Origin of the sequence: Streptomyces sp. NPDC101166 (assembly GCF_044768125.1) — a bacterium.
GTDB lineage: Bacteria > Actinomycetota > Actinomycetes > Streptomycetales > Streptomycetaceae > Streptomyces.
Genome location: NZ_JBIWPF010000080.1, coordinates 1 through 1,728, shown reverse-complemented (window position 1 = coordinate 1,728; position 1,728 = coordinate 1). Strand labels below are relative to the sequence as shown.

Below are 1,728 nucleotides of genomic sequence, written 5' to 3'. Positions count from 1 at the left end.
CTGTGGCGAGGCATACGTTGATCCGCGCCTCCCGACGCGTAGTCTCTATTACTACGTCATGTCGTAGATCGGCAGGGAGGTCGGATGAGCGTCGTAGATCTGGCGCGCTGGCAGTTCGGAATTACCACCGTCTATCACTTCATCCTGGTGCCGCTCACCATCGGCCTCGCACCGCTCGTCGCGGGCATGCAGACCGCGTGGGTGATCACCGGTAAGGAGCACTGGCTCAGGCTCACAAAGTTTTTCGGCAAACTGTTCCTGATCAACTTCGCCCTCGGCGTCGCCACGGGCATCGTGCAGGAATTCCAGTTCGGCATGGGTTGGAGCGAATACTCCCGCTTCGTCGGCGACGTGTTCGGCGCCCCGCTGGCCATGGAGGCGCTGGTCGCCTTCTTCATGGAATCGACCTTCCTGGGCCTGTGGATCTTCGGCTGGACCCGGCTGCCGAAGAAGGTGCACCTGGCCTGCATCTGGCTGGTCGCCATCGGCACCAACGCCTCCGCCTACTTCATCATCGCCGCCAACTCGTTCATGCAGCACCCGGTCGGCGCGGAGTACAACCCGGAGACCGGTCGCGCCGAACTGCACAGCATCTGGGCGGTGCTCACCAACAACACCACCCTCGCCGCCTTCCCGCACGTCATCGCCGGAGCCTTCCTCACCGCGGGCACCTTCGTGGCGGGCATCGCCGGCTGGTGGATGGTGCGCAATGCCCGAAAAGCCAAGGCGGAAGGCAACGACGCGCTCCTCGAGGACGCCCGCACCATGTGGCGGCCGAGCGCGCGCATGGGCTTGTACGTCGTGCTCATCGCCGCGGTGGCGCTGATCTTCACCGGTGACATCCAGGGCAAGCTGATGTTCAAACAGCAGCCCATGAAGATGGCGTCCGCCGAATCGCTCTGCCACACCGAGACCGATCCGGACTTCTCCGTGCTGACCGTCGGCACCCACAACAACTGCGACAGCGTGGATCACCTCATCGAGGTGCCCTACGTGCTGCCGTGGCTGGCCACCGGCGAATTCACCGGCGTCACCCTGCAGGGCGTCAAGGACCTCCAGGTCGAGTACAACCAGAAGTTCGGCGTCGGCGACTACCGGCCCAACCTGTTCGTCACCTACTGGTCCTTCCGCGCCATGATCACCTGGATGGCCGGCTCGATCCTGTTGGCGCTGGCCGGATTCTGGGTCACCCGCCGCGGCCGGGTCCCGGACCAGACCTGGTTCAGCTGGCTGTCGCTGATCGCGATCGCCACCCCGTTCCTGGGCAATATCTCCGGCTGGATCTTCACCGAGATGGGCCGCCAGCCCTGGGTCGTCGCACCCAACCCGACCGGCGACCAGCACATCCGGATGACGGTGCAGCAGGGCGTCTCCGGGGTCTCGGCGGGCACGATCCTCACCTCGCTGATCGTGTTCACCGCGCTCTACGGACTGCTGGCCATCGGATGGTTCTATCTGATGCGCCGCTACGTGATCGCCGGACCCGAACAGGCATCCACCCCGGACACCCCGAAGATGACCGGGGAGCCCGTCGAGAAGCTTTCCTTCGCCTACTAGGAGCCGAGGATGAGTCTCCCTGAATTCTGGTTTCTGCTGATCGCGGTCCTGTTCACCGGCTACTTCGTGCTGGAGGGCTTCGACTTCGGCGTCGGCATGCTGATGCCGATCATCGGGCGCGGCGACGAGCAGAAGAAGCGCACCGTGCTCAACACCATCGGACCGGTGTGG

At 64.4% G+C, this 1,728-nt stretch carries 2 protein-coding genes; both read left to right on the top strand.

Annotation, left to right across the window (positions count from 1 at the left end):
- Window positions 1-84 precede the first annotated feature (84 nt).
- Entirely contained in the window at window positions 85-1,557 is a 1,473-nt protein-coding gene (locus ACIRS4_RS36475) for a cytochrome ubiquinol oxidase subunit I (RefSeq protein WP_404204293.1), read from the top strand.
- Window positions 1,558-1,566: 9 nt separating this feature from the next.
- Window positions 1,567-1,728 (top strand): cytochrome d ubiquinol oxidase subunit II (locus tag ACIRS4_RS36470; RefSeq protein ID WP_404204295.1); only part of this gene is annotated, 162 nt, incomplete at its 3' end.

Bases quoted from the DNA above. Each gene is read 5' to 3' on its own strand.
- ACIRS4_RS36475 (WP_404204293.1), top strand. From the start codon at position 85: ATGAGCGTCGTAGATCTGGCGCGCTGGCAGTTCGGAATTACCACCGTC.